The following is a 25352-nucleotide window of genomic DNA, read 5'->3' on the forward strand; positions in this document are numbered from 1 at the left end:
TCCCCCCACATGGTCCCTGTGTTCCGCACCGAATGACCAGGGACCGGGGCATAAGGTTGCACGCCGATAGGTGCGGATGTCCGATGGCGGACATTCGTCAGTGGCGGCCGGATATGCGGTCGGCGGTACGGGCCACGGGGTGGGTCGCGGTGGTCAGCGCCCGGGCTTCCCGCTGGTCGGCGGTGCGGTAGGCGGCGTACATGCCGTGCACACCCAGCCAGCGGAACGGCTCCGGTTCCCACTTGCGGACCTTGTGGTTGACCCAGGGCAGCGTGGTCAGTTCGGTGGGTCCCGCCTGACCGGAGTCCTGCTGGATCAGGTCGCGCAGGGTCCGGGCGGCGAGGTTGCTGGTGGCGACGCCGGAGCCGACGTATCCGCCGGCCCAGCCGAGCCCGGTGGTGCGGTCCAGGGTCACGGTGGCGCACCAGTCGCGCGGGACGCCGAGGACGCCCGACCAGGCGTGGTCGACGCGGGCGTCCGCGGCCGTGGGGAAGAAGCGGACGAGGATCTCGCGCAGGGCTTCGACGGTGGCCGCCTCGGTGCGGGCGGTGTCTCCGAGGTGCGCGGCCTTCGAGCCGTAGCGGTACGGGTAGCCCCGGCCGCCGAGCGCGATCCGGTCGTCGGCGGTGCGCTGGGCGTACATATAGGTGTGGGCCATGTCGCCGAGGGTTTCCCGGCCCTCCCAGCCGATGGTGTCCCAGACGTGGGCGGGAAGCGGCTCGGTGGCGATCATCGAGGAGTTCATGGGGAGCCAGGTCCGGCGGGCGCCCTTGAGGGCCGCGGTGTAGCCCTCGGTGCAGCGCAGGATGTACGGCGCGCGGACGGTGCCGTACGGGGTGACGGCGTGTTTGGGCTTGATCTCGGTGACGGGCGTCGACTCGTGGATGGTGACGCCGAGCGCCTCGACGGCGGCGGCGAGGCCCGTGACGAGTTTGGCGGGGTGGAGCCGGGCGCCGTGCGGGGTCCAGGTGGAGCCGACGGCTCCGGAGACGCGGATACGCTCGGCGGTCTCGCGGGCGCCATGGAGGGTGCGGCCGGTTTCGCCGAAGGCCGTTTCCACGGCGTGGAACGCCCGCAGACGGGCGAGTTGGGCGGGGGAGCGGGCGACTTCCAGGACCCCGCCCCGGTGGATGTCGGCGTCGATCTTCTCCTCTTCGGCGGCGCGGATGACTTCGGCGACCGTGTCGTTCATGGCCTGCTGGAGGCGTACGGCGGCGTCGTGGCCGTGCAGCCGGGCGTAGCGGTCGCGGCCCGCGATGCCGTTGTAGAGCCAGCCGCCGTTGCGTCCTGAGGCTCCGTAACCACAGAACTCGCCTTCCAGGACGGTGATGTTGAGGAAGGGGACGGCTTTTTTGAGGTAGTAGGCGGTCCAGAGGCCGGTGTAGCCGCCGCCGACGACGCAGACGTCGGCTGTCGTGTCACCGGGGAGGGGCTCCCGTGGGGTGGGGATGCCGTCCCGCGCGTACCAGAAGGAGATGCCGCCGTTGTCCGTGCTGCTCATGAGGGTGTTCGTACACCGCCGTTCGCACAGCTGTCCAGGGTTTGGCGTGGGGTTTGACGCTGGGTTTGGCGCGGGGTTCGCACAGCGTGCGGCCCCGGACGAGGGGGAACGGGCGAGCGGCGGAGGCGGCGCACAGGTCCGGTGCCCGCACGGTCACACGGGATCCGGGGCGTGATCGACATCCCGGGGGGACCTCGCCCGGTCGCTGTTGGCACGCCGGGCGGGAAAGAGGCAGGCTGCGGTCATGATTCGCAACGCTACGGCTGCTGATGTCCCGGTGATCCACGCCATGGTCCGGGAGCTGGCCGCCTACGAGAAGGCCCCGCACGAGGCGCGCGCGACCGAGGAGCAACTGCGTGAGGCGCTGTTCGGCGAGCGGCCCGCCGCGTTCGCGCATGTCGCGGAGACGGACGACGGCGAGGTGGTGGGCTTCGCGCTGTGGTTCTTGAATTTCTCCACCTGGCGTGGGGTCCACGGCATTTATCTGGAGGACCTGTACGTCCGTCCGGAACGGCGCGGCGGCGGGTACGGCAAGGCACTGCTGACGGAGCTGGCGCGGATCTGCGTGGAGCGCGGCTACGAGCGCCTTGAGTGGTCCGTACTGGACTGGAACGAGCCGTCGATCGCGTTCTACCGGGCGCTGGGTGCCGTGGCCCAGGACGAGTGGACGGTGTTCCGGCTGACGGACGGGGCGCTGGGGACGCTCGGGGCACCGGCCGGGCGGTAGCCGGTCAGGCGGCGGCCGCCGCCGCTCCGCCCGCGCCTTTGCCGGGGGACTTGGCGGTGACCATGAAGAAGGCGATGACCGCCGCGGCCAGCAGGATGATGGCCGCCCAGCTGATGGCCACCGTGAAGCCGTGGACCGTACCGGTGTCCACGATGGAGTGCTTCTTCGCCGCCGTGAGGGTGCCCGTACGGGCCGCGGCGGCGAGGTGGCTGGTCAGGTAGGTGGCCGTGGTGGTCGTCGCGATCGTGTTCAGCAGGGACGTGCCGATGGAACCGCCGACCTGCTGAGCGGTGTTGACCGTCGCGGAGGTGACGCCGGCGTCCGCCGGGGCGACTCCTGAGGTGCCCGTCGCGATGGCGGGCATGAAGGTGAGCCCGAGGCCGAAACCGAGCAGCAGGGTGCCCGGCAGGATGTGCTCCGGGTAGTTGGAGTGGGTGTCGAGGAAGGTCAGCGAGTAGAGCCCGCCCGTACTGAGCAGCAGCCCGGGGACCAGCAGCCAGCGCGGCGCTACGTGGGGCAGCAGCCGGGCGGAGATCTGCGTCGACCCGATGACGATCGCGGCGGACAGCGGCAGGAAGGCCAGGCCGGTCCTGAGCGGGGAGTAGCCCAGGATGTTCTGCAGGAAGAACGTCATGAACAGGAACGCGCCGAACAGGCCGATGGTCGTCAGGCCCATGACGATGATGGAGCCGCCCCGGTTGCGCTCGCGGACGATGTGCAGGGGCAGCAGCGGGCCCGGGGAGCGGGTCTGCCACCAGGTGAAGGCGGCGAGGAGCGCGACACCGGCGCTGAGCACGGTCAGGACCAGGACGGACGTCCAGCCGTCGGATTCGGCCTGGCTGAACCCGTACACGATGGCGACGAGGCCGCCGCAGCCGAGGATGACCCCGGGGATGTCCAGGTGCGCGCCCCTGGTGCCGGCCCGGTCGCTGAGCAGGGCGAACGCGCCGATGACGGCGAGCGCGGCGATGGGGACGTTGACGTAGAGGCACCAGCGCCAGGAGAGGTACTCGGTGAGGATGCCGCCCAGGAGCAGGCCGATGGCGGATCCGCCGCCCGCGATGGCGCTGAAGATACCGAAGGCCTTGGCACGCTCGTTGCCGCTGGTGAAGGTGGTGGTGAGCAGGGAGAGCGCCGACGGTGCGAGCAGGGCGGCGAAGATGCCCTGGAGCGCGCGGGCGGCGAAGAGCATCTCGGGGCTGCCGGACGCGCCGCCGATCGCGGAGGCCCCGGCGAAGCCGATGAGCCCGATGATGAAGGTGCGTTTACGGCCGACGAGGTCGGCGATGCGACCGCCGAGCAGCAGGAGGCCGCCGAAGGCCAGGGTGTAGGCGGTGATCACCCACTGCCGGTTGCCGTTGGTGAGGTGGAGTTCGCGCTGGGCCGAGGGCAGGGCGATGTTCACGATGGTGGCGTCGAGCACGACCATGAGCTGTGCCGTCGCGATGACGGCCAGGGCCCACCAGCGGTGGGGGTCGGGGGCGTCGGCCGGTGGACCGGGGGTGCCGGACGGGGCGCCGCTCTGGGGGCCGGGGGTCGCCGGATCGCTCATCGAGATCTTCCTTCGCAGTGGATCTCTGCCGGGGCGGTGGTGACGGGGCGGGTGCTGCGCCACGTCTGTGCACAGAACACCATGAATCGGACTTCTTCGCCCCTCGCGGTCTCCGCGTCACGACCGATCGCCCACGGTCGCTCCCCTGCTCCAGGACGGCCTCTCCCGTGCTCCGGGACGGCCTTTCCCGGAGCGTGGCGCCTCGGTGACATGAGTGAGCCGTGGCATGGGCGTGTTGTCAGTGGCGTAGGCCACCATGGGGACATGGCACGGAAGACGACGAAGAGCGGGGTTTCCGCGGCGAGGCGCGCCGAGGTGCGCCTGCCGCCGCTGAGTCCGTACGGCGGCGGCCTGGAGCCGGACGGTGACTACGACGGGCTGGAGTTCGAGAACGTCGACCTGGCCGGGCAGGTGGGGCGGGGCGCGCGGTTCATCGACTGCGCGCTCCGGGGGGTCGGGCTGGACGGGACGGTGCTGGGACGCGCGCGGTTCATCGACTGCGTGCTCAGCGGCGTGCGCGGTGTGGGTACGGATCTGGCGGGCGTGTCGCTGCGCGATGTGGAGGTGGTCGACGCCCGGCTCGGCGGGGCGCAGATGCACGGGGCGGTGCTGGAGCGGGTGCTGTTCCGGGGCGGGAAGATCGATTATCTGAATCTGCGCACGGCCCGGCTGAAGGACGTGGTGTTCGAGGGCTGCGTCCTGTCGGAAGCGGACTTCGGGGGAGCGGAGCTGGAGCGGGTCGAGTTCCGGGACTGCGCGCTCAGGCGGGCGGACCTCAGCGGCGCGCGGATGAAGGACGTCGATCTGCGGTCGGTCGCCGAGCTGGACATCGCACGCGGCCTCGACCGGCTGGCGGGCGCGGTGATCAATTCGGCCCAGCTGCTCCAGCTGGCACCGGCGTTCGCGGCGCAGATCGGCGTGCGGGTGGAGGACTGAGCCGGGACGGCCGGGCGGGACGGGCGGGACGGGCGGTGCCGGGACGGGCGGTGCCGGGCCGGGGCGGGTCCTGGCGCGGGCGGGATGCCGGGCGTGATGCGGTGAGGTGGCCGGGTGAGGGCCGGTGACGGGGGCCGGGCATTCCGAAGGCCCCGACCTGGGGGGATGGGTCGGGGCCTTCGTGGAGCTCCAAAGACACAGCCTCGGTGGGGGGAGGAAGCGGTCGCCCGCTTCCCGGCCGTGTCCCGGCACAACCTCGTGTGCCCGGCGCCGCGCGTTGTACGCCTGCCGATGCGGAATCCGGTGGGTGGACCCTGTGACCAGGGCGTGGGGGAGCTGCGTGGGCCCTACATCGTCCCTGGTCAGACGCGAGGGAAGCGGGACTGGAGGTCCCAGACGATCGGATTGTCGGTCAGACCCTCGTGCATGTCGGCGAGGTCGGCGATCAGATCGTGCAGGAAGTCGCGGGACTCACGGCGCAGCAGCCGGTGGCTGAAGGTGATCGGCGGCTCGTCGCCGGGCATCCAGTCCGCCTCCACGTCCACCCAGCCGAAGCGCCGCTGGAAGAGCATCCGGTCCGCCGACTCGGTGAAGTCCAGCTCGGCGAACTGCGGCTTGGAGGAGCGGCTGCCGCGCGGGTCGCGGTCGATCTGCTCGACGATGTCGCACAGCGCCCACGCGAAGTCGAGCACCGGCACCCACCCCCAGGAGGTGGACACCTCGCGGTCCGCGCTGGTGTCCGCGAGGTAGACGTCCCCGCAGAAGAGGTCATGACGCAGCGCCCGGACGTCCGCGAGGCGGTAGTCGGTCTGCGGGGGGTCGGGAAAGCGCCGGGAGAGGGAGTAGCCGATGTCGAGCACGGACTCGATGGTGTCACGACGGCGCCCCCGGGCGAGCCGCGGTCTTCCGGCCCCGGCCTCGGCGCGCCCGCCTGGGCGCCTGCCTGGGTGTCTGCCTGGGTGTCTGCCTCGGCACCCGCCTGGGCGCGCCCGCCTGGGCCCCTGCCTCGGTACCGGCACGCTCCGGCACCGGGACCTACGATCGTCGGGTGAACCACCGCTCCTCCCTGGCCGCCGCGACAGCCTTCGCCCTGCTCGTCCTCGGCGGGTGCGCCGCCGATGGCGGGGTGCGCGGCCGGCCGGGGGCCGTGGGGGTGGGGGACCCGTACTTCCCCGGGCTCGGCAACGGCGGTTACGACGTCCAGCACTACGGGCTGACCCTCGACTACACTCCCGCCACCGGGCGGCTCACGGGCACCGCCGAGATCACCGCCCGCGCCACACGGGACCTCAGCGCGTTCAACCTCGACCTCGCGGGGATGACGGTCGACTCCGTGACCGTGGACGGCGCGCCGGCCACCACCCGCCGGGCCGGCACGGAACTCACGCTGCGCCCCCGCACCGGCCTCGGCCGGGACGACGTCTTCCGTACCGTCGTCCGCTACTCCGGCACGCCCCGGCCGGTCACCGACCCCGACGCGTCGGAGGAGGGGTGGCTGAGGCCCGGCGGAGGGGAGCGGGCGGTCGCGCTCGGCGAGCCGGCCGGGTCGATGGCGTGGTTCCCGGGGAACCACCATCCGAGTGACAAGGCGGCGTACGACGTCCGGATCACCGTGCCCGCCGGGCTGAAGGCCGTCTCCAACGGCGAGCCGCGCGGCTCGCGCACACGGGGCGGCAGGACCACGTTCGTCTGGCACTGCGCGGAGCCGATGGCCAGTTACCTCGCCACGGTCGCCATCGGGCCGTACGACACGGAAGAGACGCCGGGCGGCGAGGGGCACACGGCCTCGTACACGGCGGTCGATCCGTCCGTGGCCGGGGACAGCGCGGAGCTGCTCGCCGCGCTTCCCGGGATCATGACGTGGGCGGAGAAGACCTTCGGGCCGTACCCCTTCTCCTCCACCGGTGTGATCATCGGCCGCCGGAACGACTCCGGGTATGCCCTGGAGACCCAGACCAGGCCCTTCCTCCCCGGTCCTGTCGATGCCGGGACACTGGTCCACGAGCTGGCCCACCAGTGGTTCGGCAATTCGGTGACGCCCGCCTCCTGGCAGGACATGTGGCTGAGCGAGGGCTTCGCCCAGTACGCGGAGTGGCTCTGGCAGGCGGACACGCGGGGGGTGCCGGTCCGGCGGAGCTTCGACGAGGCGTACGGCGACGACAGGAACTGGGCGTTCCCTCCGGCCGAGCCCCCCACGGCGGCCGACATCTCACGGCCGCCGGTGTACGGGCGCGGCGCGATGGTCCTGCACCGGGTACGGGAGACCGTCGGCGACGGGACCTTCCGCCGCATCCTCCGGGGCTGGGCACGGACGCACCGTCATGGCAACGCGAGCACGGGCGACTTCACGGCGTACGCGGAGCAGGAGGCGGGCTGTGATCTCGGCGGGGTGTGGGACACCTGGCTGTACGGCGACGGCAGGCCGGCGCGCGACTGACCGCGAAGGCACGCTGTGTGGGGAGGGGACGGTGCGGGTGGGCGTCAGCCAGGGCTGACGCCCACCCGGTTCATCGCTTCCTTCGGTGTCAGAGGTTGACGCCGAAGTCGGTGGCGATGCCCACCAGGCCCGAGGCGTAACCCTGGCCGACCGCGCGGAACTTCCAGTCCGCGCCGTTGCGGTACAGCTCGCCGAAGACCATGGCGGTCTCGGTGGCGGCGTCCTCGCTCAGGTCGTAGCGGGCGATCTCGGTGCCGCCGGCCTGGTTGACGATGCGGATGTACGCGTTGCGCACCTGGCCGAAGTTCTGGCTGCGGGTCTCGGCGTCGTAGATGGAGACCGGGAAGACGATCTTGTCGACGTCGGCCGGCAGGCCCGCCAGGTTGACGTTGATCGCCTCGTCGTCGCCCTCGCCCTGGCCGGTGCGGTTGTCGCCGGTGTGGACGATCGTCTGATCCGGCGTCGACTTGTTGTTGAAGAAGACGAAGTGGCTGTCGGAGACGACCTTTCCGACCGCGGTCACCGCGATGGCGGACGCGTCCAGGTCGAAGTCGGTGCCGGTGGTGGTGCGGACGTCCCAGCCGAGGCCGACGGTCACGGCGGTCAGACCCGGCGCCTCCTTGGTGAGCGAAACGTTGCCACCCTTGGACAGGCTTACAGCCATGGGATGTCCCTTTCGTTGTCGTGTGCGGGCTTCGAACCGTCCCGAAGCTACCGTCACCCGGCATAACGCGGGCAGAGGTCCGGGTAGTTCCGTTCGGCTTTACTTTCTTTACCCGATTGCGGGATCACGGCGGGCCCGGCGGCGCGGAAAAGCGGGTGACGGTGGCGGCGCGGACGCGAGATCATAGGGACATGTCCGGACCCCCGTATGTCATCCGCGGTTCGGTCTCCCTGCCGGAGGCCGAACTGATGTGGCGTTTCTCCAGGTCGTCCGGGCCCGGCGGCCAGCACGTCAACACCAGCGACTCGCAGGTGGAACTCCGGTTCGACGTCGCGAAGACGGAGGCCCTTCCACCGGTGTGGAAGGAGCGGGCGCTGGAGCGGCTGGCGACCCGGCTGGTGGGCGGGGTGATCGCCGTACGCGCGTCGGAGCACCGCTCTCAGTGGCGCAACCGGGAGACGGCGCTGGTCCGGCTCGCGTCCCTGCTCGCCGAGGCGACGGCACCACCGCCGCGTGCCCGCCGTAAGTCGAAGGTCCCGCGCGGCATCAACGAGCGCAGGCTGCGCGAGAAGAAGCAGCGCGGCGAGACGAAGCGCGGCCGCACGGGCCGCGACTGGTCGTAGGGCACGACCGGGCCGTACGCCGCGACCGGGCCGTACGCCGCGACGGGTCGTACGCCACGACCGGGCCGTACGCCGCGACGGGTCGTACGCCGCGACGGACCGGGGACCGCCAGGCATTCCGGACCGGGCCCCCAGGACCGCCGGGCCCCGGAATCGCCGGGCCCGGCCCGCCAGGCCCAGGACCGCTCAGGCCCCCAGCTTCCGGTACTTCCCCTTGAAGTACGTCAGTGGCCCGTCCTCCCCGCTCGGCAGTTCCGCCGCCAGCACCCGGCCGATGACCAGCGTGTGATCGCCCGCCTCGACCCGCTGTTCCGTACGGCACTCCAGCGCCGCCAGCGACCCCTCGACCAGCAGTGCGCCGCTCACCTCTCCCCGCCGGGACGGGATGTCCTCGAAGAGCAGCCGGTCGCTCATCCGGCCCTTCATGGAGAACCGGCCCGCGATGTGCCGCTGGCGCTCCGTCAGCAGCGAGGCCGCCCACAGCGGCTGCTCGGCGAGCAGGTCGTCCATCCGGGAGCCGTTGCGCACGCTGACCAGCACCAGGGGCGGGTCCAGCGAGACCGACAGGAAGGCGGTCGCGGTCATGCCGGCGTCCTCGCCGCGCGGGCCGTCCGCGCTGAAGGCGGGCTCGTGCGCTGTCACCAGCACGACACCCGCGGCCAGTCGGGACAGGGCGGCGCGGAACTCATCATCGCTCACCCCCTCAGGATGGGGGATGGCCTGGGGACGGGTCGCGGAAGTCGTCTGGGGCACGGGAGAGACGCTAACCCCGGCCGCCGGCCCACCGCATCGGGCCAGGGGACCAGGCTGGTCCTAGGACCTGCCTCGTTCCGGCCCGGGGCGCACTCCGCAGGTCAGCGCGTCGCCCTATCAGCAACACGCCGGTGAGCGCCCCCAGGAGCAGTCAAAATGTGCGTCCCTGAAAGGTATGGAGTGGCCCTCATCAGGCGCTCTGTCCCGTTCATCAGCTCATGTGACTTGACTCACAGTGTGCAGTATTTGTTGACCCTGTGTACCGGGCAGACAGCTCGCTGTGATTCAGTGGCGGGGACAGTGCCACACGAGAGCCGATGAGAATCCTGGAGTTGCTGTCGAGGTCTCGGGGAGAGCGAGCGATGGAGACCGAGTCGGAGCCGTATGTCCGTCTTGCGACCCTGCGACAGCTGCATGACGCCGTCGCCGAACTCAACACGGCCAGAAGCCTGGCGGACACCTTGCAGACCGTCGCCGACGGCGTCGTCGCCGGGCTCGGCTACCAGCTCGCGTGCGTCAATGTCGTCCAGGCCGACGGCGATCTCGTCGTCGCCGCCTTCGCGGGCAGCGCCGCCGCGGAATCCCTGATCACCGGCCGGGTCGGCTCCCGCGCCTCCTGGGAGCGCCGGCTCACGATGGGGGAGAGCTGGGGCAGCCTGCGCTTCATCCCGCACACCGAGGGCTGGGTGCTCCAGGAGGACGACGTCCCCCAGTGGTACACCGAAGGCCCCGACCCGCGCTTCGAGGACGAGTGGCACCCCCACGACCGGCTCTACGCGCCGATGTACGCGTCGGGTGGCGTGAGCGAACTGCTCGGCGTGATCTCCGTCGACCGGCCGCGCGGCGGCCGCCGTCCGGGCCCCTGGGGGCAGGAAGCCCTCCAGATGTACGCGTCCCAGGCGGCCATCGCGATCAGCAACGCCCGTCTGCGGGCGAACATGCAGCGGGCCCTCGTCCGGCTGGAGCGTGAGCAGCAGGCGCTGCGGGCCAGCGAGGAGTCCTTCCGGCAGGCGTTCGAGTACGCACCTAGCGGGATGGCCATCGCCGAGATGGGCGGTGACCAGCACGGCCGCCTGCTGCGGACCAATGACGCGCTCTGCCGGCTGCTGGGCCGCCCGGCGTCCGCGATGCGCCGCTACTCGTTCGCCGACCTGGTCCACCCCGAGGACATCGGCACCCTCCTGCGCACCTCCGCCGAGGGCGGGCGCGCCGAACTGCGGCTGACCCGCAGGGACGGCACGTACGTCTGGGTCTCCCTGCGCAACTCCGTCGTCGCGGACACCACGGACGGCCCCCGCTTCCTGCTCACCCACGTCGAGGACATCGAGGAGCGCAAGAGCCGCGAACTCCAGCTCGCCCACCGCGCCTCGCACGACTCGCTCACCGGCCTGCCGAACAGCGCGGAGCTGCGCTCGCGCCTGAGTGCCCGGCTCTGTTCACGGCCGCACGCCATGCGGGAGACGGCGGTCGAGGCCCTGGACGCGGCGTACGGCGGGTACGAGGGCACCGTCATCTACGAGCCCGGGTACGACGCGTACGACGGCTATGACGGGTACGACGGCTACGAGGAGGGCGCGGGCGGACGAGGCGGTGGCGGGCCGCGCGCGGGATTCGGTCCGGCTGCCGGATTCGGCCCCGGTGGCGGTCAGGGCGACCACCACGTCCACATGGTCCCGCCCGGTGACGACGGCGACGCGGAAGACGGTACGAAGGGCCTCGCGGTCCTTTTCTGCGACCTTGATGGTTTCAAGTCGATAAACGACCGGTTCGGGCACAACACCGGCGACGAGGTCCTGATCGAGGTCGCCCGGCGGCTGACCACGGGTGTCCGCGACGGGGACACCGTCGCCCGGCTCGGTGGTGACGAATTCGTCGTGCTGGCGGACGGTCTGGGCTCGGCGGACGCCGCTGACCTGGCCGTACGCCTGCGGAACGCGATCATTCCGCCGATCAGGGTCGACGGGCGCGCGGTCCGGGTCGGCGCGAGCTTCGGCATCAGCTGGGCGAGCTGCGGCATGTCGGTCGAGGAAGTTCTGCAATCCGCTGACCAGCGGATGTACGTCGAGAAGCGATCGCGGAACAAGGTGCACCGGCGAGCGGGCTAGCCGGACCGGCCTCGCACGTTCATCGGTGTGCCGCACAGCGGCCGTTATCGCGTCAAGGGCCGCCGGTACGCTTGTGCATCCGAGGTAGGCTCGGCCGGTCGGCGACGCTGGCGAGATGGTGAGGAGTGACCAGGGATGACGGCCGGGAACAACGGCGCGAGCACGCCCGAGGACGACGACCCGTTCGGCTATCTGTACGAGGACGGACAGGCGGCGGCGGCCAATCAGGGGCGCCAGGGCGGCTACGGCTATCCCAGAACCTCGTACAACCAGGTGAGGGCGGTCGGCGAGCGCCAGTACGGGCAGCAGCAGGCCCCGCAGCAGCCGTACGGGCAGCAGCAGGGGCAGCAGCCGTACGGCCAGGCGCAGCAGCAGCCGTACGGCCAGGCGCCCTACGGCCAGCAGCAGGGCGGCCAGCACGGCGCTCCCCCCGCCCAGCACGGCGCGGGCGGCACCGGTCAGGTCCCGGCCCAGCGCGGCGGCGGGCGCGGCAGCGGCGGCGGTCCCAACACCAAGGGCCTGCTGATCGGGGCGATCGCGGTGGTCGCGGTGGTCGTGATCGGTATCGCCGTCGCCGTCATGACCAACGGTGACGGCGACAAGAAGAACGACACGGCACCGACCGGCGCACCGACCGCCGACCAGTCCCAGCAGCCGGGCGACGAGCCCGGCGGCGCGGAGGAGGAACCGGTCGAGCTGCCCAAGCAGGACGCGGCGACCCTGCAGCTCAGCGGCCCCGCGTCCACCGCGTCCGATGTAGCGGGCGCGAAGAGCGCGAGCGGCGCCTACGTGTCGCTGAACGCGGCCGGTGCGGCGGCGACCTGGACCGTCGAGGTGCCCGAGGGCGGGGCGTACACCCTGCACATCAAGTACGGCGTGCCGGGCAAGGACGCGAAGACGACGCTGACCATCAACGACAAGGCGCCCGCCCAGAGCATCAACATGGCCAACTTCGCCCATGCCCCCGAGGGCGCCTGGGACAAGGGCTGGACCAACACCTACGCGTACGTCAATCTCGCCAAGGGATCGAACACGATCAGGGTCTCCTGTGAGCAGGGCGACCAGTGCGAGGCCAATCTCGACCAGCTCGAACTGACAGCCGGTCACGGCAAGGGCTGATCAGTCGCGGACCGGCGGGCCGGCCGGTGTCCGGCCGCCCGTCCGCGCGCCATCCGTCCGCGCGCCATCCGTCCGCGCGCCGTCCGTCCGCGCGCCATCCGTCCGCGTGTCGTCCGTGCGCTCCGGCAGCGGCCGCCCGGCGGCCCGGCCGACCACCCTCAGGACTCCCGCCACCGTCCCGGCCATCGCCTCGCGAGCCGGGACGAGGTATTTCCGGGGGTCGACGGCCGACGGGTCGGTGGCCAGGAAGGCGCGTACGGCGCCGGTGAAGGCCGTGTTGAGGGCCGTACCGACGTTGATCTTGACCATGCCGGCGGCGATCGCCCGGCGGAGCTCGGTGTCGGGCACCCCGGACGAGCCGTGCAGCACCAGCGGTACGGACACGGCCGCCCGCAGGGCGCTGATCAGTGCGTGGTCGAGGGTGGCCGTGCGGCGGATCATGGCGTGGCTGGAGCCGACCGCCACGGCCAGCGCGTCCACGCCGGTCTCGGCGACGAAGACGACGGCCTCCGCCGGGTCCGTACGGACACCCGGGGCATGCGCGTCCAGGGGCCGGTCGCCGTCCTTGCCGCCCACCGCGCCCAGCTCCGCCTCGATCCAGATGCCGTGGTCGTGGCCCCAGCGCACGGCCTCTGTGGTCGCCTTGAGGTTCTCCGCGTACGGGAGCTTCGACGCGTCGAACATCACCGAGCTGAAGCCCCCGGCGGGCGCGGCGCGCAGCAGCTCCACCGACTCGACATGGTCGAGGTGGAGCGCGAGGGGCGCGGAGGAGGCGCGGGCGACGGCGGCCACGGCGGCGCCGACCGCGCCGAGACGGCCGCCGTGGAAGCGCACCGCGTTCTCCGACAACTGCAGGATCGCGGGCATCCCGGCCCGCTCGGCGCCGGCCGCGATCGCCTCCGCGTGCTCCAGCGTGATGACGTTGAAGGCGGCGATGCCCCGTCCCCCGGCCGCTGCGGCCGTGACGAGTTCACCGGTGCTGACGAGTGGCATACGCCCCCCACGTCTCCCTGGCGGCCGGGGCCGTCCTGCCCGTGCGTAACGGGCTGGGCGACAGCCGCTCGCGGCCCGCCGCGACGTCGGGTGAGACCGTCCGGATCATCCGTCGCACCCCCGGAGAACGCGCGCCTTCCGGCCGCGTGCGGCCGGTTACCGGGGTGATCATGCCAAAAAGAAGGCGGCAGGCCCAGAGTCCGGGCCGACCGCCTTCCCGCGAATCCGTGGGTCAGCCCACGTGGGGCTCGACCACCCACGCGCCCTTGCGCAGCACGCCCTTGAGCGCGAAGTCCGCGTCCAGGACCACCAGGTCGGCGTCCTTGCCCGGCTCCAGCGAACCGATCCTGTCGTACAGCCCGAGCAGCTTCGCCGGGTTGACCGAGATGGACCGGACGATGTCCTCGACCGGCAGCCGGTCCACCGTCGCGGCCCGCCGGAACGCCGTGTCCAGCGTCAGCGTGGAGCCCGCGATCGAGCCGCCCTCCACCAGCCGCGCGACACCCTGCTCGACCTCGACGGCCAGCGGGCCGAGCTGATAGAGCCCGTCGCCGAAGCCCGCCGCGTCCATCGCGTCCGTGATGAAGGCGACGCGGCCCGCGCCCGCGCGGTGGAACGCCAGCTCCAGCGCCGCCGGGTGCAGATGCGTCCCGTCGTTGATCAGCTCGACGGTGACCCGCTCGTCCTCCAGCAGCGCGGCGATCGGCCCCGGCGCCCGGTGCCCGAGCGGCGGCATCGCGTTGAAGAGGTGCGTGGCGACGGTCGCGCCCGCGTCGATCGCCTCGACGGTCTGTTCGTACGTCGCGTCCGTGTGCCCGATCGCGGCGATCACGCCGAGCTCGGCCAGCAGCCGTACGGAGTCGATGCCGCCGGGCAGTTCGGTCGCGAGCGTCACCATCCTGGCCGTGCCGCGTGCCGCGTCGACCAGCTTGCGCACCTCGGCCGGGTCGGGGTCGCGCAGCAGCGCCTCGCTGTGCGCGCCCTTGCGGCACGGCGAGATGAAAGGACCCTCGAAGTGGATCCCCGCGAGATCGCCCTCCTCGACCAGCTCGGAGAGGATTCCGGCGCGCTGGACGAGGAAGTCCGTCTCGCCGGTGACGAGGGAGGCGACGAGCGTGGTGGTGCCGTGCTCGCGGTGCGTACGGACGCCCTTGAGGACCTCGTCCACGGAGCCGGAGGTGAACGAGGCGCCGCCACCGCCGTGGTTGTGCAGATCGACGAAGCCGGGCACCACCCAGTGGCCCGGCAGGTCGAGCCGTACGGCGCCGGCCGGGGCGGCGCTCGCGATCCTGCCGCCCTCGACGATGACCTGCCCGCCCTCCACGGTCCCGGTGGGCAGCACCACCCGGGCCCCGGTGAGTACGGTGCTTTCGGCGTGTGCGGCCATCAGACGGATACCTCCGTGACGAGTGGTTCGGCGGGCGGTGCGGTGGCGGGCGCGGTGACCGGTGCGGCCGGTGCGGCGAGCAGATCCCAGGCGAGCAGCCCCGCGCCCAGGCAGCCGGCGGTGTCGCCGAGGGCCGCCGGGACGATCCCGGGCACCTTCTGGAAGGTCACTCGCTCCTCCACCGCCGCGCGCAGAGGCGTGAACAGGGTGTCCCCCGCCTCGGCGAGTCCGCCACCGATGATCAGTGTGCGGGGGTCCAGCAGCGTGAGCGCGGTGACGAGGCCGGCGGCGAGCGCGTCGACCGCCTCCCGCCAGACCCGTACGGCCGCCGGGTCGCCGGACTCGACGGCCTTCGCGCAGTCGGCCGCGTCGGCCCCCGGGTCGCCGCTCGCGGCGGCCCAGGCCCGGGTCACGGCGGCGGCCGAGGCGAGCGTCTCCAGGCAGCCGCGCTGTCCGCAGCCGCACTCCGGTCCGTCGGGCCGGACCACGACATGGCCGATCTCGCCCGACGAGCCGTGGGCGCCGGCCTCGATGGTCCCGGCGATGCCGATGGCGCCCGCGATCCCGGTGCCCAGCGCGACGAAGAGGAACCGGTCGGCGCCCTTGCCCGCGCCGAGCCGCCCTTCGGCGAGACCGCCGGTGCGTACGTCGTGCCCGAGCGCGACGGGGACGTCCCCGAGCCGCGCGGCGAGCAGATCCCGCAGCGGTACGTCGCGCCAGCCGAGGTTGGCCGCGTACCGCGCTATGCCGTGCTCGGCGTCGATGATGCCGGGGACGGCGACCCCGGCGGCGACGGCGCTCTCGCCGAGGTGCTCGATGCCGTACGCGCGCAGGTCGGCGGCGAAGCCGAGGATGGTCTCGACGACGGCGTCGGGCCCGCGCTCCCTGCCGGTCGGCCGCCGCGCTTCGTGCAGCAGCGTGCCGTCCGCCCCGACCAGGGCGGCTTTCATGCCGGTGCCGCCCACATCGAGGGCGATGACGTGTCTCACGAGGACAGTGTCCCGCGTGGAACGGTGAAAGGTCTAGTCCACTGTCCTGAAATTGTTGCGCGGCCATACAAACGAGCTGCCATGCGACAGGAGTACGAACGTGATCACGGGGTAGCCGTTGCCGAAGCGCAACCGCCTCCGTATGGCCCCCCGCCTTCGGATGGGGGAAAATCACAGTTTGCTCACGAGGAGTGACGGGGTGGCGGTCGCCACGGGCGTCGTGGACTTCGCGAGCGGCAACACACGCAAAGAATCAAAAAGGGTGGAACAGAGCTGTGCGACGGCGCTTTCTCGGAGTGACGGCGGCAATAGCCGCACTGGGCATGACAATGACGCTGGCCGGTTGCGGCGGCACGGGAAGCTCCGGGGACGTCACCCTCAGACTCGTCGCGGCGGACTACGGCAACGGCTCGGCCAACGGCTCCGAGCATTACTGGTCGGCACTGGCCAAGGAGTACGAGGCCAAGCACCCCGGCATCACGATCGATGTCGACGTCCGCTCCTGGAAGACCATCGACAGCGCTGTCGAAGAGATGGTCAAGCAGGGCAGGGCCCCCGACATCGCGCAGATCGGCTCCTACGCCGACTACGCCAAGCAGGGCAAGCTCTACAGCGCCGACCAACTGCTCTCCGTTCCCACCCAGTCGGACTTCCTCAGCCAGCTGTCCGAGGCGGGCAAGGTCGACCGCATCCAGTACGGGCTGCCGTTCATCGCGTCGACCCGGCTGCTCTTCTTCAACCAGAAGCTCTTCGACGACGCCGGGCTGACCGCCCCGAAGACCTGGGACGACATCCGGAGCGACGCCGAGGCCCTCAAGAAGAAGGGCGTGACCACGCCCTTCGCGCTGCCGCTGGGCTCCGAGGAGTCCCAGGCCGAGACCATGATCTGGCTGCTGAGCGGCGGAGGCGGCTACACCGACACCGCCGACGGCTCGTACAACATCGACTCGGCGCAGAACACCAAGACCTTCGAGTGGCTCCAGAAGGACCTCGTCGGCAAGAAGCTGACCGGCCCGATCGCCCCCGGCAAGCTCGACCGCACCACCGCCTTCAAGGCGTTCACCAGCGGCCAGGTCGGCATGCTCAACGGCCACCCCACGCTCATGCAGGACGCCGAGAAGGCCGGCATCAAGGTCGGAACGGTCCCGCTGCCCGGCATCAACGACAAGGCCACGGCGTCGATGGGGGTCGCCGACTGGATGATGGCCTTCAAGCAGAACGGCCACCGCCAGGAGATCGGCACGTTCCTGGACTTCGTGTACGAGGACAAGAACGTCCTCGACTTCGTCGGCCAGTACAACCTGCTGCCGGTCACCTACAGCGCCGGCGAGGCGATGGCGGACGACCCGAAGTACCAGCACCTGACCGGCTTCCTGGCGGCGCTGTCCACCTCCGAGCTTTACCCGTACGGCAAGAACTCCTGGGCGAGCGTCAGCGAGAGCGTCAAGAAGAACATCGGCAAGGCGGTCGAGCCCGGGGCGGATCCGCGGAACGTGCTCGGTCTGATCGCCCGGGACGCGACGGAGGCGGAGGCCGCCGAGTAGCGTGTCGGTCATATGACCGCACACCCGCCCGACCCCGGCGACCGGGGAGGCCCCGACGACGTACGCGGTCCCGCCGAACTGTCCGAGCGGGACCGCGCCGTGCTCGCCATGGAAGCGCGCGGCTGGCCGGGCCCCGGCGCCAAGGAGCGGGCCATCAGGGAGGGGCTCGGCCTCTCGCCGACCCGCTACTACCAGCTGCTGAACGCGCTGCTGGACGATCCGCGCGCCGCCGAGCACGACCCCGTGACGGTGAACAGGCTGCGCAGGATCAGGGCCGAGCACAGAAGGCAGCGCTGAGCGCCGAAAGCAGCGCTGTGAGCGCCGAAAGCAGCACGGAGAGCGGCGCCGAGCCGGCCGTGTCGCCCGGATCCACCGGCCGTTCATGGTTGCGAGCCGGATGCGCGGATAGGGTCAGAGGCATGGGCAGCAACGCGAATCCCCTGCCGAGTCCGACCACGTCCGCCGGTGCCGACGGCCTGGCCGCGCTTCTCGCCCGGCCCGGCAAAGCCGTCGTCGCGCTCGATTTCGACGGCACCCTCGCCGAGATCGTCCCCGACCCCGCCTCGGCCCGCGCCCACCCGCGCGCCGTCCCGGCCCTCGCCGCCCTCGCGCCGCACGTGGCGTCCGTCGCGGTCATCACGGGCCGTCCCGCCGGGGTCGCGGTCGAGTACGGCGGCTTCGCCGGAGTGCCGGGCCTGGAGCATCTCGTCGTCCTGGGCCATTACGGCGCCGAGCGCTGGGACGCGGCCACCGGCACCGTCAGCGCCCCCGCCCCGCACCCGGGCGTGGCGGCGGCCCGCGCCGAACTCCCCTCGATCTTCGACCGGTCGGGTGTCTCCCAGGGCGCCTGGATCGAGGAGAAGGGCCAGGCGTTCGCGGTCCACACCCGCCGCGCCGCCGACCCCGGGGCCGCCTTCGACGCGCTGCGCGACCCGCTGACCGGTCTGGCGGCCCGCCACGGCCTGATCGTCGAACCGGGCCGCATGGTGCTGGAGCTGCGCCCGCCCGGCGTGGACAAGGGCGTCGCGCTGACGGAGTACGTACACGAGACCGGCGCCGAGACCGTCCTGTACGCGGGCGACGACCTGGGCGACCTCCCGGCGTACGCGGCGGTGGAGAAGCTCCGCTCCGACGGCCTTCCGGGCCTGCTCGTGTGCAGCGGCACGGAGGTCCCCGACCTGGCGGACCGCGCCGACCTGCGCCTCCAGGGCCCGGCGGCGGTGGTCGACTTCCTGGCGGCGCTGGCCCGAGCGGCGACGGCCCGCTGACCTGCGGCCCGCTGACCTGATCCTGACCTGACCCTACTCAGACTCTGGCATATGGGTGAAGACTTGAGCTCGCTGGACGCGATCCTCTCGGACCCGAACGGGCTTGTCTCAGGACGAAGCCGATCGACTTCGTGGTGAACGGGCACTCGGCGCCGCTGCCATTCTCCTCCATCGCCTGGGCGACGCTGAAGCCGCCGACGTTGCCGCCGATGTAACGACAGTGCGCCTGATCCTCTGGGAAACAGACTTCGGCATCGACATGTACAAGGCCCTCTTGGAGGTCGAGCCACACCTACTGTCTCGCTTCACCGACGACGTTCTCGGACGGATCGCAGATGCCATGCGCACCGCGACCGCTCGAGACCGCGGGATGAGCATCAGCTACATCGAGGCGCTGCCATCCATCGCAGAAGTGTCTCGATGTCCAGGACACCACCCAGAAGTCAGAAGTCGAGAAGTTTGTCACGGACTTCCTCAAGCAGCTCGGCGGGTAACACCCCCCATTTCGTCACCCTGACACGATTTTCCGAACTCAGGGACTGCTCTGTGACGGCTCTGCGATGCTGGAGGCCGATCGAGAGGGGCCGCAGCGATGCAGTGGAAGATCCACGGTGAACGTCCGATCTACGAAAACAAGTGGGTGAACCTGTGGCTCACCGACGTCGAGACGCCGGACGGGCACCGCTGGGAACACCACGTCGTCAAGCTCCGCCACCTGGCCGTGGCCGCTGTCATCAACGACCGCCAAGAGGTCCTGATGATGTGGCGCCACCGGTTCATCACAGACGCGTGGGCCTGGGAACTGCCCATGGGCCTGGTGGAGGCGGATGAGACCCCCGGTGAAGCTGCCGCCCGCGAAGTCCTCGAAGAGACCGGCTGGCGTCCGGGCCCGATGAAGCCGCTGATCTACGCCGAACCGGCGAACGGCATCACGGACTCCCAGCACCACCTGTTCCGCGCCGACGGCGCCACGTACGACGGGCCGCCGACCGAGAAGAACGAGTCGGACCGGATCGAGTGGATTCCCCTGGCGAACATCCGGGGCATGATCGACCGCCGCGAGATCGTCAGCAGCGGCTCCCTCGTCGGCCTCCTCTACGTCCTGATGGACGAAGGGGTTCGCTGACCCTGCGGGGGAAGCATCGCGCGTAGGTGGGCCTCAAAGGCAACCGCGGCCGGCACCTCGCGATAGGGCGCAAGCTGCTCGTAGAACTCGCGAAGGTGCCCGGTCAACCGCTCGGACGACACGGCTGCGGCGGGTACCAGTGCCTCGATCGCCGTGTGGCACGCCTGGTCGAGCTTGCCCCGCTGGAGCCGCGTACGGGCCAACCAGAAGGCGTGGAACGCCCGACCCCGCTGGTTCGCGGGGTCCTCCCGCTCCAGCGCATCCGCGATCAACGGTTCGGCGATCGCCGCCTCGCCGAGACGGCCGTGAGCGATGCCCGTGTCCACGATGAGCTTCGGCTCGTCGAAGTAGGTCACCCATGCCGGGTCCGGGTCGTCCCCCTTGATCCGGCCGTACTGACTGTGCGCCTCGGAGATCGCGGTGTGGGTCGCGGTCCGGTCACCCAAGGTCGCGTGGGCGAACGCCTCACGCATGGCCAGCATGGCCCGGACTCTCGGCGTCGTGCCGATGGCCGCTCGGGCCTGGTCCTGGGCAGCAGACACCAGAGCAAGGGCGTCCGCCGGCTTGTCCTGGTAGGTCGCTTGCAGGCTCATGCACGCCAGAACGTTGGCCATGAATGGGTGGTCGTCAATCTCCCGGGCCAGTTGAAGAGCCTCCGAGAAGTACGCGCGGGCCTGGTGGTACTGCCGAGCATCGAAGTACGTCCACCCGGTCAGCCGCGCCAGCTCCGCCGCGATGCCGTACAGGCCGTGCTGGATCGGCGTCGGTCGTTGGTCCTTCAGCAGCCCCTCGACGTATCGCAGCTGGCCGACGACAGCGGGCCGGAGTGTCTCGCCCCCGTGCTCGTCGTCGCGACGCCAGTAGTCCTCGATCGAAGAACGCAGGGCGTGCAGCGTGGATGGGCTCGGGTTGGTCCCGGCGGCCAGAGCCAGGATGCTGTCCACCTCCACGCCCGGTAAGGCGCTGAGTGGCTTCGACTCACCGGGCAGGTGACCGAACTCCGGCCTCTCCCGCTCGGCCACGGCCAAGACAGCCGGCGTCTCCCACGTGCGGCGGGCAAGCCCGAGCATGTGACCCGGGATGCGCAATCCATCGGCGATCCGCTCGATCACTTCCATGTGGAGGAGCTGCCGCTGACCCGCGATCACCTCACCCACTCGGCTCGGCGTCAGCTCGCACTGCCGCGCGATCATCGACGGGTAGATGCCCGCCCGCGTCTTCACCAGGCGAAAGACCCTTGCGAAGTCGCGCACGCGGCACGCCTCGATCATCTCGGGCTCGGTGAGCAGACTTACTGGTAGTTCCTTCGTACGACGTGTCTCGGGCATCGGGCACGCTCCGGAGGAAGACTACGGATCGCTTCAAGGTCTCAACCGACCGTGATGCTACCCAAGTTGGGTAATCCGCTGGGCCTTTCTGGCCCAGCGTCCTGATCGCGATCCTTCTGGACATGGCGAAGCGACCGAGGACGACCGCCTTGAACGATTCGGCGGGCACTCCTGACACAGAGCGAACGGCCCTCAAGAAAACCCCTGACCTGGGCACAGAGCCCCGCGTCCTGATGAGCATTCGGGTGTCGCGGGACTCGGGCCGGACGTGGTCGCCGAGCACACGGGTCTTGGAAGGCGACCCGTTCGACATCCTCTCGAACCCCGGCCGCTATCCCCCGTGCGAGTGCCCCCGCTGTGGCGGTACCTCGTCGTCGGTCCGTGCCCTTCAGCCGGCATCCATCGCGCCGGGGGCGGCGTAGTGGCCGCCTTCCAATGTTGAAAGCTCCCTTAGAACGGGATCCCCGGGTACGTGGTCGAGCTGCGTGGGGCTGGCGCCAACACTTCGCCGTGCTCCTCTATGCCGCTGCCGTCACCGTCCTGGTGGTCACCCTGGCCATCGCTGGTGATCCCGGCCGCTGACCAGCAGCCGGCTTCCGGCATGAATCCCGCGTTCGCTCGATCCGTGGCCTCACGCCACCCCCGTCTCCCCACCGGCCCGGAAACAACCGGGCTGGTGAGGCACGCCCCATCGGGGCTGGGCCGGCACCCGTCGGCCCTGGACTTCCGGGAATTGGAGACACACATGGCAGCACAGAAGGAAGACCTGCTGATCGGCGTCGAGAGCCTGATCAAGGTCCAGGACCGCTTCACCGCTGCGGCGGCGGAGTCCGACTCCACCGGCACCTCCGCGGGCGATGACGGTGAGAACCGCGACGGCCTGAACCTCCCGCAGGAGTAGCACCACCAGCATCCCACAGCACCAACCGGGGGCCCGTCATCCACGGCGGGTCCCCGGGCCCCACGCCCATGACGCCGACCGGAGGAACACGTGGACCACCACTTCGTCACCGCACTGGAAAAGGCCCTCGGCTGGGACGGGCCCGGTGAACTCGGAACCGCTTTCGCCCGGGGAACGATCGAGGACCTCGATCTGCTCGATCGCCTGCTCAACCCCAGGAAGCTGCTGGACCTGGTGATGCGCCGCAGCGTCACCACGCCCCAGTTCCGCATCTTCCAGGACGGGGCCGAACTGCACCCCGGCCGCTACATCCAGCCCTCCGTCACCCGGCGGGGACAGGCCATCCCCATGGCCGACATGCGCCGCGTCGGCGGGCTGATGCGCGAAGGCTGCACCATGGTCCTGGACGAGGTCGACTTCTTCGACCCGGCCATGGAGGCCACCTGCCGCGCGCTTCAGTGGTGGGCCCGCGAGCTGGTGCAGGTGAACGCGTACCTGACCACTCAGGACGCCAGTGGCTTCAGGCTCCACTGGGACGACCACGACACCCTGATCGTCCAGCTCGCCGGCCGCAAGAGCTGGGAAGTCCGCGGCACCTCGCGCAAGGTTCCGATGTACCGCGACTCCGCCACCACCGCCGAGCCCAGCGAGGTAATCGTCTGGCAGGGCGTCATGGAGCCCGGCGACGTGATGCACATCCCGCGCGGCTTCTGGCACCAGGCCACCCGCGACGACCAGGGCGACGGCTACAGCCTCCACGCCACCTTCGGCATCGTGAAGCGCGTCGGCGTGAACTGGCTCGCCTGGCTCGCCGACCAGGCCCGCACGCAGGAACTCTTCCGTTACGACCTGGGCCGTTGGAACTCCCCCGGCCAGTGGGAGGGACAGCAGCAGCTCTTGGCCGACGCCGTCGCCGAGCTGGCTACGAAGCTGACTCCGCAGGACTTCTTCGATGTCCGCGAGCGGGAACGCCTGGCCGCCCGGCACGTCCCGGCCACCGGCCTGTTCGGCAAGCCCGGGGCCGTCGTGTGCGTCACCGACTTCGAGCCCGTGATCGAGCAGCACCACGACACCGTGGACGTACTCGCCGCGGGCAAGAAGCTCACGTTCGCCGGCAAGGCGTGCCCCGCCCTCGCCCTGCTGCTGAGCGGCCACCCCGTCGACATCGCCGACGCCGCCGAGAAGACCGGCGTGGACGTGGCACAGCTCGCCGGGATCCTGCTGAAGGAGGAACTGTGCACGGAGCTGACCCCCGTCTTGTCCTCGGCCTACACCGGTCTCGTCACCACCGGGACGTCCTGACGGCCGCACTCGACCTCGGCGTCACCGCCCTGGACACCGCGGCTCCCTACTTCGGCTTCCGTTCGCACGTGGTACTGGCCGAGACGGCGGCCGATCTGCTGCCGAAGTTCGCCCTCTCCACAAAGGTGGGCTTCTTCCCGAGCGCCGGAAGTGCTGAGCACTCCCTCGATCCTGGCCGGCTGCGGCTGGCCATCGAGAAGGCCACCCAGGAGCTCGGCAGGGAACCTGACACCGTGCTTCTCCACAACCCCGAACGGAGCCTCGGGGGCCTGTCCCCTGCCGATGGCCATGCCCTCCTCGGCAATGCCTGCACCGCCCTGGCCGATGCCGCCCGCGACGGTCTGTGCAGCGTCTGGGGTGTGGCCTCCTGGGACCCCGGGCCACTCGGCACGGTCCAGGTGTACGACCTGCCGTCTCCGGACGTCCTCATGGTCCGGGCCGGGTTCCTCGTGGGCATCGACCTCCTCGACGCCACCACCGTCCTGCGTACTGCCTGGCAGGCGGGCGAGACCTGGGGCATGAGCCCCTTCGGTGGCGGCCACAGGAAGGTGTGGGAGGAATTCGATCCTCGGCCGTTCCTCCGACCGCCCCACGATGGCTTGTCCCGCGTGCAGGCGGCGTTCCGGACCGCGTTCCATCTGCCCAGCGTCTCCGCGATGGCGGTGGGTACCGACGACCCTGGGCACCTGGCCCAGTTGGTCAGGGCCCTGGGCACGGAGGTGGACACCGCCGCCGTCAGTCAGTACCTGCGCGCCCTCCACGGGCTCCGTCAGAGCTGAAGCTCGGCCACCAGACGCTCGGCCTCCTTCCGGGCCGGCGCCAGCAACGGATCCTCCTCGTACGCGTGGGGTCCGACGATCTTCGCCAGGAAGAACAGTGACATCAACTTGCCGTCCCGGCTCTCCAAGTCCGCGCGCCGCTCCTGCTGGACGCGGTCCGCGAGCCCCGGGACGGCAAGCGCGTTGCCCCACAGTGTCGCGGCGTCCAGGCCCCGGGGTGCCATGCCCCAGTCCTCCCAGTCGATGAGGGAGAACTCCGGCCCCATCACGTTGGCCCAGGTCAGGTCCGCATGAGCCGGCGCCCACCGCTCGATCCGCGTATCGGCCACCCCGGGGAAGACCGCCCCGAGGGTCTGGGTCACCTGCTCCTGCGTGATCGTCACCGTGTCCGGCGTCGCGATCCGGGGCGTTTGCTGTGAGGCAAGCGCGTTCAGCGAAGCGTTCAGCGCCTCCCACCACTCGGCTGGCAGGTCCGGGTCTTCGAGCACCAGGGCACCCTTGCCGATAGACGGCGATGGAATCAGCTCCAGCTCATCTGCGCGCCACATCACCGGCTCGCCCGACTCACGCCACGCCACGCCCTGGTACCACTCGGGCATCGCGACCCCTTGCAGCACGGCAGCGGCCTCAGTCCCGTTCCAGCCCTGCGGGCCAATCCGCTCGAATCCCCGCCGCTCGATACGCACCCACGTGCCCCGCTCCGTACGGCCCCCCAAGGAACGGCGCTTGCGTACCAGTGCCTCCCGATCCAGCCGCACGTGCAGAGCCTCTTCCACTCGCTCCAGCACGTCTTCGACCGGCTGACAGCGCAGGTCCACTCGGGCAGCGACAGGCAGGGAAACAGTCATCATGACCTCCTCGGCGAACGGATGACCGTAGCAGGAGCGGGCTGTCCAACACGACCCGTTCGTCAACGCCCGGTGCATCAACTCCCGCCCCTCCTTCGACCGCTGCTGAGACAGCGCCCGCCTCGCCCACGCGGCCGGCCGGAGCGGCTTTGGCAGGTGGGTAAGAAGCCGTTGTCCTATCGATCTTGAGTGCGGTGTGATCGAAAGTGGCTGCGGGGGCGGGTGAACTTGGTCGTGTTCGTGCATGAAGACAGGGCCTCTGGTGCAGTTCGGAGTTGCTGAGACACCGAGCACGCCAGGAGGTCCTGATGTCTATGTTGGACGCGGTCGAAGGCGGCTCGGATGGCGGACGGGGCAGTGTTCTCCGCAACCGGCACAGCCGTCTTCCCGACGTCAGCACCACCGCCCGGACCAGCGAGAACCTCGACGAGAACCTCCCGCGCACTCACGAACCGTTCCCCAGAACAACT

23 protein-coding genes are annotated in these 25352 nt (G+C 70.7%); 13 read left to right on the top strand and 10 right to left on the bottom strand.

Going from position 1 to position 25352, the window contains the following annotated elements:
* Positions 1–97: 97 nt before the first annotated feature.
* Entirely contained in the window at positions 98–1501 is a 1404-nt protein-coding gene (locus tag ACIBAE_RS15450) for an NAD(P)/FAD-dependent oxidoreductase (protein ID WP_399285274.1), read from the bottom strand.
* 244 nt (positions 1502–1745) lie between these two features.
* Here ACIBAE_RS15450 and ACIBAE_RS15455 point away from each other — a divergent pair, with 244 nt between their 5' ends.
* Complete coding sequence (locus tag ACIBAE_RS15455) at positions 1746–2228, top strand: GNAT family N-acetyltransferase (protein ID WP_399285276.1); 483 nt, start codon at positions 1746–1748, stop codon at positions 2226–2228.
* 4 nt (positions 2229–2232) lie between these two features.
* Here the strand turns inward: ACIBAE_RS15455 and ACIBAE_RS15460 are convergent, their stop codons facing one another.
* Positions 2233–3780 (bottom strand): MFS transporter, encoded by a 1548-nt coding sequence (locus tag ACIBAE_RS15460; RefSeq protein WP_399285278.1) that lies wholly within the window; start codon positions 3778–3780, stop codon positions 2233–2235.
* Positions 3781–4044: 264 nt separating this feature from the next.
* Here ACIBAE_RS15460 and ACIBAE_RS15465 point away from each other — a divergent pair, with 264 nt between their 5' ends.
* A complete protein-coding gene (locus tag ACIBAE_RS15465) occupies positions 4045–4716 on the top strand; it encodes a pentapeptide repeat-containing protein (RefSeq protein ID WP_399285280.1) in 672 nt (223 codons plus the stop codon).
* Between the two features lie 362 nt (positions 4717–5078).
* Here the strand turns inward: ACIBAE_RS15465 and ACIBAE_RS15470 are convergent, their stop codons facing one another.
* A complete protein-coding gene (locus ACIBAE_RS15470) occupies positions 5079–5576 on the bottom strand; it encodes a hypothetical protein (protein ID WP_399285281.1) in 498 nt (165 codons plus the stop codon).
* A 188-nt stretch (positions 5577–5764) separates the two neighbouring features.
* On the opposite strand from ACIBAE_RS15470, the gene ACIBAE_RS15475 reads away from it, so the two are divergent.
* Positions 5765–7153 carry a M1 family metallopeptidase gene (locus tag ACIBAE_RS15475; RefSeq protein WP_399285282.1) on the top strand — a complete coding sequence of 463 codons (1389 nt, stop codon included), beginning with the start codon at positions 5765–5767 and terminating at the stop codon, positions 7151–7153.
* Between the two features lie 88 nt (positions 7154–7241).
* Here ACIBAE_RS15475 and ACIBAE_RS15480 read toward each other — a convergent pair whose 3' ends face one another.
* The gene (locus ACIBAE_RS15480; protein ID WP_399285283.1) at positions 7242–7817 is read right to left on the bottom strand and encodes a TerD family protein; all 576 of its coding nucleotides are present in this window, start codon (positions 7815–7817) and stop codon (positions 7242–7244) included.
* A gap of 191 nt (positions 7818–8008) precedes the next feature.
* Between ACIBAE_RS15480 and arfB the strand changes: the two genes are divergently transcribed.
* Positions 8009–8440: an alternative ribosome rescue aminoacyl-tRNA hydrolase ArfB gene (gene arfB / locus ACIBAE_RS15485; protein WP_399285285.1), complete on the top strand. Its 432-nt coding sequence runs from the start codon at positions 8009–8011 to the stop codon at positions 8438–8440.
* Between the two features lie 186 nt (positions 8441–8626).
* Here arfB and ACIBAE_RS15490 read toward each other — a convergent pair whose 3' ends face one another.
* The gene (locus ACIBAE_RS15490; protein ID WP_399285286.1) at positions 8627–9193 is read right to left on the bottom strand and encodes a flavin reductase family protein; all 567 of its coding nucleotides are present in this window, start codon (positions 9191–9193) and stop codon (positions 8627–8629) included.
* A 362-nt stretch (positions 9194–9555) separates the two neighbouring features.
* On the opposite strand from ACIBAE_RS15490, the gene cdgB reads away from it, so the two are divergent.
* Positions 9556–11298, top strand: coding sequence for a diguanylate cyclase CdgB (gene cdgB / locus ACIBAE_RS15495; RefSeq protein ID WP_399285287.1), 1743 nt, complete (start codon positions 9556–9558; stop codon positions 11296–11298).
* A 135-nt stretch (positions 11299–11433) separates the two neighbouring features.
* Positions 11434–12417, top strand: coding sequence for a carbohydrate-binding protein (locus ACIBAE_RS15500; protein ID WP_399285288.1), 984 nt, complete (start codon positions 11434–11436; stop codon positions 12415–12417).
* Here the strand turns inward: ACIBAE_RS15500 and ACIBAE_RS15505 are convergent, their stop codons facing one another.
* From ACIBAE_RS15505 to ACIBAE_RS15515, 3 genes are all read right to left on the bottom strand, one after another.
* Complete coding sequence (locus ACIBAE_RS15505) at positions 12418–13410, bottom strand: ketose-bisphosphate aldolase (protein ID WP_399285290.1); 993 nt, start codon at positions 13408–13410, stop codon at positions 12418–12420.
* Positions 13411–13642: 232 nt separating this feature from the next.
* The gene (nagA, locus tag ACIBAE_RS15510) at positions 13643–14797 is read right to left on the bottom strand and encodes an N-acetylglucosamine-6-phosphate deacetylase (protein ID WP_399285291.1); all 1155 of its coding nucleotides are present in this window, start codon (positions 14795–14797) and stop codon (positions 13643–13645) included.
* The gene (locus ACIBAE_RS15515; protein WP_399285292.1) at positions 14797–15786 is read right to left on the bottom strand and encodes an ROK family protein; all 990 of its coding nucleotides are present in this window, start codon (positions 15784–15786) and stop codon (positions 14797–14799) included. Before ACIBAE_RS15515 ends, nagA begins: the two co-directional genes overlap by 1 nt.
* 323 nt (positions 15787–16109) lie before the next feature.
* Between ACIBAE_RS15515 and ACIBAE_RS15520 the strand changes: the two genes are divergently transcribed.
* The 4 genes from ACIBAE_RS15520 (at position 16110) to ACIBAE_RS15535 (ending at position 19724) form a co-directional block, all read left to right on the top strand.
* Positions 16110–17330 (top strand): extracellular solute-binding protein, encoded by a 1221-nt coding sequence (locus ACIBAE_RS15520; RefSeq protein ID WP_399285293.1) that lies wholly within the window; start codon positions 16110–16112, stop codon positions 17328–17330.
* A gap of 12 nt (positions 17331–17342) precedes the next feature.
* Positions 17343–17627, top strand: coding sequence for a DUF3263 domain-containing protein (locus tag ACIBAE_RS15525; RefSeq protein WP_399285295.1), 285 nt, complete (start codon positions 17343–17345; stop codon positions 17625–17627).
* Positions 17628–17749: 122 nt separating this feature from the next.
* The gene (otsB, locus tag ACIBAE_RS15530; RefSeq protein WP_399285297.1) at positions 17750–18598 is read left to right on the top strand and encodes a trehalose-phosphatase; all 849 of its coding nucleotides are present in this window, start codon (positions 17750–17752) and stop codon (positions 18596–18598) included.
* A 592-nt stretch (positions 18599–19190) separates the two neighbouring features.
* Complete coding sequence (locus ACIBAE_RS15535) at positions 19191–19724, top strand: NUDIX hydrolase (protein ID WP_399285298.1); 534 nt, start codon at positions 19191–19193, stop codon at positions 19722–19724.
* Here ACIBAE_RS15535 and ACIBAE_RS15540 read toward each other — a convergent pair.
* Positions 19694–21052, bottom strand: a complete 1359-nt coding sequence (locus ACIBAE_RS15540; protein ID WP_399285300.1) for a hypothetical protein — start codon at positions 21050–21052, stop codon at positions 19694–19696. The two genes, ACIBAE_RS15535 and ACIBAE_RS15540, sit on opposite strands and share 31 nt — an antisense overlap.
* Positions 21053–21797: 745 nt before the next feature.
* Here ACIBAE_RS15540 and ACIBAE_RS15545 point away from each other — a divergent pair.
* The 3 genes from ACIBAE_RS15545 to ACIBAE_RS15555 all read left to right on the top strand — a co-directional run bounded on the left by ACIBAE_RS15545 (position 21798) and on the right by ACIBAE_RS15555 (position 24034).
* A complete protein-coding gene (locus tag ACIBAE_RS15545) occupies positions 21798–21953 on the top strand; it encodes a hypothetical protein (protein ID WP_157853303.1) in 156 nt (51 codons plus the stop codon).
* Positions 21954–22043: 90 nt separating this feature from the next.
* Positions 22044–23255 (top strand): JmjC domain-containing protein, encoded by a 1212-nt coding sequence (locus ACIBAE_RS15550; protein ID WP_399285302.1) that lies wholly within the window; start codon positions 22044–22046, stop codon positions 23253–23255.
* Positions 23189–24034: an aldo/keto reductase gene (locus ACIBAE_RS15555; protein WP_399285304.1), complete on the top strand. Its 846-nt coding sequence runs from the start codon at positions 23189–23191 to the stop codon at positions 24032–24034. Before ACIBAE_RS15550 ends, ACIBAE_RS15555 begins: the two co-directional genes overlap by 67 nt.
* On the opposite strand, the gene ACIBAE_RS15560 is transcribed toward ACIBAE_RS15555, so the two are convergent.
* Positions 24025–24882, bottom strand: coding sequence for a hypothetical protein (locus tag ACIBAE_RS15560; RefSeq protein WP_399285367.1), 858 nt, complete (start codon positions 24880–24882; stop codon positions 24025–24027). The two genes, ACIBAE_RS15555 and ACIBAE_RS15560, sit on opposite strands and share 10 nt — an antisense overlap.
* Positions 24883–25352 lie beyond the last annotated feature (470 nt).

Source organism: Streptomyces sp. NPDC051569 (assembly GCF_044454085.1).
GTDB lineage: Bacteria > Actinomycetota > Actinomycetes > Streptomycetales > Streptomycetaceae > Streptomyces.

Bases quoted from the DNA above. Each gene is read 5' to 3' on its own strand.
- ACIBAE_RS15450 (WP_399285274.1), bottom strand. From the start codon at position 1,501: ATGAGCAGCACGGACAACGGCGGCATCTCCTTCTGGTACGCGCGGGAC.
- ACIBAE_RS15455 (WP_399285276.1), top strand. From the start codon at position 1,746: ATGATTCGCAACGCTACGGCTGCTGATGTCCCGGTGATCCACGCCATG.
- ACIBAE_RS15460 (WP_399285278.1), bottom strand. From the start codon at position 3,780: ATGAGCGATCCGGCGACCCCCGGCCCCCAGAGCGGCGCCCCGTCCGGC.
- ACIBAE_RS15465 (WP_399285280.1), top strand. From the start codon at position 4,045: ATGGCACGGAAGACGACGAAGAGCGGGGTTTCCGCGGCGAGGCGCGCC.
- ACIBAE_RS15480 (WP_399285283.1), bottom strand. From the start codon at position 7,817: ATGGCTGTAAGCCTGTCCAAGGGTGGCAACGTTTCGCTCACCAAGGAG.
- arfB (WP_399285285.1), top strand. From the start codon at position 8,009: ATGTCCGGACCCCCGTATGTCATCCGCGGTTCGGTCTCCCTGCCGGAG.
- cdgB (WP_399285287.1), top strand. From the start codon at position 9,556: ATGGAGACCGAGTCGGAGCCGTATGTCCGTCTTGCGACCCTGCGACAG.
- ACIBAE_RS15500 (WP_399285288.1), top strand. From the start codon at position 11,434: ATGACGGCCGGGAACAACGGCGCGAGCACGCCCGAGGACGACGACCCG.
- ACIBAE_RS15505 (WP_399285290.1), bottom strand. From the start codon at position 13,410: ATGCCACTCGTCAGCACCGGTGAACTCGTCACGGCCGCAGCGGCCGGG.
- nagA (WP_399285291.1), bottom strand. From the start codon at position 14,797: ATGGCCGCACACGCCGAAAGCACCGTACTCACCGGGGCCCGGGTGGTG.
- ACIBAE_RS15520 (WP_399285293.1), top strand. From the start codon at position 16,110: ATGACAATGACGCTGGCCGGTTGCGGCGGCACGGGAAGCTCCGGGGAC.
- ACIBAE_RS15525 (WP_399285295.1), top strand. From the start codon at position 17,343: ATGACCGCACACCCGCCCGACCCCGGCGACCGGGGAGGCCCCGACGAC.
- otsB (WP_399285297.1), top strand. From the start codon at position 17,750: ATGGGCAGCAACGCGAATCCCCTGCCGAGTCCGACCACGTCCGCCGGT.
- ACIBAE_RS15535 (WP_399285298.1), top strand. From the start codon at position 19,191: ATGCAGTGGAAGATCCACGGTGAACGTCCGATCTACGAAAACAAGTGG.
- ACIBAE_RS15540 (WP_399285300.1), bottom strand. From the start codon at position 21,052: ATGCCCGAGACACGTCGTACGAAGGAACTACCAGTAAGTCTGCTCACC.
- ACIBAE_RS15545 (WP_157853303.1), top strand. From the start codon at position 21,798: ATGGCAGCACAGAAGGAAGACCTGCTGATCGGCGTCGAGAGCCTGATC.
- ACIBAE_RS15560 (WP_399285367.1), bottom strand. From the start codon at position 24,882: ATGACTGTTTCCCTGCCTGTCGCTGCCCGAGTGGACCTGCGCTGTCAG.